At 72.8% G+C, this 5247-nt stretch carries 3 protein-coding genes; 1 reads left to right on the top strand and 2 read right to left on the bottom strand.

Going from position 1 to position 5247, the window contains the following annotated elements:
• Positions 1-1056: maltotransferase domain-containing protein (locus tag ACFXAZ_RS39285; protein WP_384601802.1), on the bottom strand; the 1056-nt coding region annotated here is incomplete at its 3' end.
• Positions 1057-2007: 951 nt separating this feature from the next.
• On the opposite strand from ACFXAZ_RS39285, the gene ACFXAZ_RS39290 reads away from it, so the two are divergent.
• On the top strand, positions 2008-4605 hold the full coding sequence (locus ACFXAZ_RS39290; protein ID WP_384601805.1) for a glycosyltransferase family 1 protein: 2598 nt from the start codon (positions 2008-2010) through the stop codon (positions 4603-4605).
• 103 nt (positions 4606-4708) lie between these two features.
• Here the strand turns inward: ACFXAZ_RS39290 and ACFXAZ_RS39295 are convergent, their stop codons facing one another.
• Complete coding sequence (locus ACFXAZ_RS39295) at positions 4709-5218, bottom strand: DUF1990 domain-containing protein (RefSeq protein WP_384601809.1); 510 nt, start codon at positions 5216-5218, stop codon at positions 4709-4711.
• Between the last annotated feature and the right edge of the window lie 29 nt (positions 5219-5247).

Consider the following 5247-nt stretch of genomic DNA (forward strand, 5'->3'; position numbering starts at 1 on the left):
CCAGGGGTGGTCCGGCGAGCACTGCAACGCGAAGTCCAGGGCGACTTCCAGGCCCAGTCCCCTGGCCGTGTCCACGAACCGGGCGAAGTCCTCCAGCGTGCCCAGCCTCGGATGCACGGCGTCGTGCCCGCCCTCCGGCGACCCGATCGCCCACGGCACCCCGACATCCTCCGGCCCCGGCGACAGGGTGTTGTTGGGACCCTTGCGGAAGGTGGTGCCGATGGGGTGGATCGGCGGAAGGTATACGACGTCGAAGCCCATCGCCGCGATGGCGGGCAGCCTGCGCGCGGCCGTGCGGAACGTGCCGTGCGGTTCGTCGGCCGTCCCTTCCGAGCGCGGGAAGAACTCGTACCAGGACCCGAACAGCGCCCGCTCCCGCTCGACCAGCAGCGGCAACGGCTCCGACGCGGTCACCAACTCCCGCAGCGGATACCGGGCGAGCACCGCCTCCACCTTCGGAGTCAGCGCCCTGGCCAGCCGGGCCGAGGCGGGCCGGGACTCGTCGCGCAGGGACGCGGCGGCGTCCCGTACGGCGGTGCGGGCCGGGCCTCGCGGGACGGCGGCTGCGGCCTGTTCGTACAGGTGGGCGCCCTCCTCCAGGACCAGGTCGGTGTCGATGCCCGCCGGGATCTTGATCCGTGCGTGCCGGCGCCAGGTGGCGAGGGGGTCGCTCCACGCCTCGACGGTGTACGTCCAGCGGCCGGGGAGTCCGGCGGCGACGGTGGCGCCCCAGCGGTCGGTGCCCGGGGCCAGTTCCCGCATCGGCGTCCAGGGGCCGGGGCGGCCGTCGGGGTCACGCAGGACCACATTGGCGGCGACGGCGTCATGGCCCTCGCGGAAGACGGTCGCCGAGACCTCGAACGACTCGCCGGTGACGGCCTTCGCGGGGCGCCGGCCCTGCTGGACGCAGGGGCGGATGTCGAGGATGGGGATGCGGCCGAGGGTGGTGGGTGGGGTGGGCGGGGCGTTGGTCCGGGGGCCGGTCTGGGTGCTGGGTTGAGGGCTGGGCTGGGGGCTGGGCGTCGAAGGGGGCGACGTGTGGTGCGTGCGGGGCATCACCGCTCCTGTCCGCGTCAACGAGGGTGGGCCGATGGATGGAAATGGATGGAAATGGCTGGGGAGGGATGGAGGGGGAGAGGTCGGCACAAGGTGCCTGCGGGGCGTTCCCGCAGGAGGCTTCCCACCGGGGACGGGTGGGCAATCCGGCACTCTGTTAACTACTCACGCGTACGCCCGCGCACGCGATCGGCCCTGTTCACGCGGGGCGGGGGCCGGTGATGACGGGTCGCCGTCATGGGGTGGTCGCCCTCACTGGTGGGCCGCTGTCCCGGGTGGGCCGCCGTCACGGATGGGTCACCCGCGACAACGTGTCCGGCGAGCCGGGCCCCTCCCGGACACCTTGCCCGAAACCGCCCCGGCAACCAAGGCACTCGTGACCGAACAGGGCGCGGCCTTCCGGTGAACGGACTGAATGAACTGAACGGACTGAACGGCCTGAGCGGACTGAACGGTCTGAATGGACCGAATGGACCGAATGGACCGAATGGACCGAACGGGCAGCTACGGCGCCGCCGCCCCGGTCGCGCGCGGTGCCGCCATCGACGTACCGGAGGAAGTCGTCCGGCAGGCGCAGCCGCCCGGCCCGCGTCCGTGCCCTCGTCGTGGTCCGTGGTGCCCCTCCTCGGCTGGTCGTGGTTCCCCTGGTTCCCCTCCGCGACTACCTGGGCAGCCTCTCGTGCGTGCCGAAGCGCCACAAGGTGGCCTAGGTGCCCGGAATCGGCCATACCGGCCAGAGAGGCAGGTGAGAGGTTGTGGCGACGTTCGGGCGGTCCCGCTGCCCGTGTGGGTGAACCGGAGCCCGTCCGGTGTGCGCGGACGCAGCCGTTCAGGCCGAATTACGGGGTCCGGGGGCGGAGTCCCCGGCAAGGTCAACTGCAACGCCGGTACCTTTTCAACCGACGCCAACCCAATTGACCGGAGTCATCCAGCGAAGCGCCGAGGTGGAATGTGAAGGCGATCCGTCGATTCACTGTCCGACCCGTTCTCCCCGAACCTCTCCAGCCGCTCAGTGACCTGGCGCGAAATCTGCGCTGGTCCTGGCACCCCGAGACCCGGGAGCTGTTCCAGTCCGTCGACCCGGGGCGCTGGGCGTCCTCGGACGGCGATCCGATAAGGCTGCTCGGCAGTGTGCCGCCCGCCCGGCTCGCGGAGCTGGCCGCCGACCAGGGGTTCCTCGACCGGCTCGGCAGCGTCGCCGACGACCTGCGCGGGTACGTCGGCGGTGACCGCTGGTACCAGGCCCAGTCGGCGGACCTGCCCGCCGCCGTCGCCTACTTCTCACCCGAGTTCGGCATCACGGCCGCGCTGCCGCAGTACTCGGGCGGCCTCGGCATCCTCGCCGGGGACCATCTCAAGGCGGCCAGCGACCTCGGCGTACCGCTGATCGGGGTCGGGCTGCTCTACCGGCACGGCTACTTCCGCCAGAGTCTGTCCCGGGACGGCTGGCAGCAGGAGCACTATCCGGTGCTCGACCCGCACGAACTGCCGCTGGTCCAGCTGAGCGAGCCCGACGGCACGCCCGCTCAGGTCCTGCTCGCGCTGCCCGGCGCCCGCTTTCTGCGCGCCCGGATCTGGCTGGCGCAGGTCGGCCGGATCCCGCTGCTGCTGCTGGACTCCGACGTCGAGGAGAACGACCTCGGCGAACGCGGGGTGACCGACCGGCTGTACGGCGGCGGCAGCGAACACCGGCTCCTCCAGGAGATGCTGCTGGGCATAGGAGGGGTCCGGGCGGTCCGTACGTACTGCCGGCTGACCGGCCATGCCGAACCGGAGGTGTTCCACACCAACGAGGGACACGCCGGGTTCCTCGGCCTGGAGCGGATCAACGAGCTGTGCGAGACCGGGCTCGACTTCGACGCGGCGCTGGAGACGGTCCGCGCCGGGACCGTGTTCACGACCCACACCCCCGTCCCGGCCGGCATCGACCGCTTCGACCGGGAGCTGATCGGCCGGCACTTCGGGCCCGCCGCCGAGCTGCCCCGTATCGAGGTGGAACGGATTCTGCGGCTCGGCCGGGAGAACTACCCGGGTGGCGAACCCCATCTCTTCAACATGGCGGCGATGGGCCTGCGGCTCGCCCAGCGGGCCAACGGGGTGTCGCTGCTGCACGGGCAGGTCAGCCGGGGCATGTTCGCGGGGCTGTGGCCGGGATTCGACGCCGAGGAGGTGCCGATCACGTCCGTGACCAACGGGGTGCACGCGCCGACCTGGGTCGCCCCCGAGGTGCTGCGCCTCCAGGACCGGTCGGCGGGGGAGGGCCCTGGCGGCGACGAGCGCTGGGACGCCGCCGCGGGACTGCCCGACCCGGAGCTGTGGGAGCTGCGCCGGACGCTGCGCGGGCATCTGGTGGAGGAGGTACGGGAGCGGCTGCGGGCGTCCTGGCGGCAGCGCGGGGCGGGCACGGCCGAGCTGGGCTGGATCGACTCGGTGCTCGACCCGTCCGTGCTGACCATCGGATTCGCGCGGCGCGTCCCCTCGTACAAGCGGCTGACGCTGATGCTGCGGGACCGGGAGCGGCTGACCGAGCTGTTGCTGCACCCGGAGCGGCCGGTGCAGATCGTGGTGGCGGGCAAGGCGCATCCGGCGGACGACGGCGGCAAGCGGCTGATCCAGGAGCTGGTCCGGTTCGCGGACGACGCGCGCGTCCGCCACCGGATCGTGTTCCTGCCCGACTACGGCATGGCGATGGCGCAGAAGCTCTACCCGGGCTGTGACATCTGGCTGAACAACCCGCTGCGCCCGCTGGAGGCGTGCGGCACCTCCGGGATGAAGGCGGCGCTCAACGGCTGTCTCAATCTGTCGGTGCTGGACGGCTGGTGGGACGAATGGTTCGACCCCCACTTCGGCTGGGCCATCCCGACCGCCGACGGGGCGGCCATGGACATCGACCGGCGTGACGACATCGAGGCGGCGGCGCTGTACGACCTGCTGGAGCAGCGGATCACGCCCCGCTTCTACGAGCGGGGGCAGCAGGGGCTGCCCGACCGGTGGATCGAGATGGTCCGCCGCACCCTGACCCAGCTCGGCCCGAAGGTGCTGGCCGGGCGGATGGTCCGGGAGTACGTGGAGCGTCTGTACGCCCCGGCCGCCCGCGCCCACCGCTCGCTGGAGGCGGACGCCGCGCGTGAACTCGCCCGGTGGAAGACGCGGGTGCGGGGCGCCTGGCCGGCGGTGACCGTCGACCATGTGGAGACCTCGGCGGCCATCGAGACCGCCGAACTCGGCACGACGGTCTCGCTGCGGGTCCGGGTGGCGCTGGGCGACCTCGCCCCCGAGGACGTGGAGGTGCAGGCGGTGTCCGGCCGGGTCGACTCCGGGGATCGCATCGCCGACGCGTCGACCGCCCCGCTGAAGCCGGTCGCCGGCCCCGACACCGAGGGCCGCTGGTCCTACGAGGGTCCCCTCGCCCTCGACCGCACGGGTCCCTTCGGCTACACGGTCCGCATCCTCCCGGCCCACCGCCTGCTGGCGTCGACCGCGGAGCTGGGGTTGCTGGCGGTGGCGTCCGACGGGGTGGGGGAGGAGGCGGGGGTTCTGTTGCGGTAGGGGCGGGCCCCTGTGCCGTGGTGATCCGCGGCCGAGCGGGCTCGTGCGCGCGGTTCCCCGCGCCCCTGGAGGGGGATGCGGGGGACTGCGCGACCGGTCGGCGTCACCCCGGGTCCAGGTGCGCGCACAGCCGGCGCAGAGCCACCCCCGCCCGGCGGGCATACGCGTGCTGAAGCCCACGCGTCGCGGCGCCGCCCGCCTTCGCGTACCACTTGGCCGGACGGCTGAACGCGCTGACGGTCAGCCAGACCGTGCCGTCCCCCGTGCGCTCCACCACGAACGCCTCCTCGCCGCACTCCGGGTGCCCGGCGAGCGTGCCGTAGGCCCAGCCCGAGCGGCGGTACTCCTCGACCGTCCACACCACCCGGCACGGCGCCTTTATCAGACCGGCGAGGGTGACGGTGACATCGACGTCCGGCGCGGCCCGCTCGGCACCGGCGTCGATGCCGACGCCCATCGCGCGGTGCAGCTCCCACCCCCCGACCGCGTCGGCGGCCCGCCGGAACACGGTGTGCCCCTCGCCGATGCGGGTACGGACATGCAGCCGGTGGAAGCCGGGCGGGCAGAAGCCGGGGTCGCGGGTGGCGCCGACATCCTTGTAGGTGAAGGACATGGGTCAAGCGTAGGGCGGCACCCATGGCC

Origin of the sequence: Streptomyces sp. NPDC059477 (genome assembly GCF_042749375.1) — a bacterium.
GTDB lineage: Bacteria > Actinomycetota > Actinomycetes > Streptomycetales > Streptomycetaceae > Streptomyces.

Bases quoted from the DNA above. Each gene is read 5' to 3' on its own strand.
- ACFXAZ_RS39295 (WP_384601809.1), bottom strand. From the start codon at position 5,218: ATGTCCTTCACCTACAAGGATGTCGGCGCCACCCGCGACCCCGGCTTC.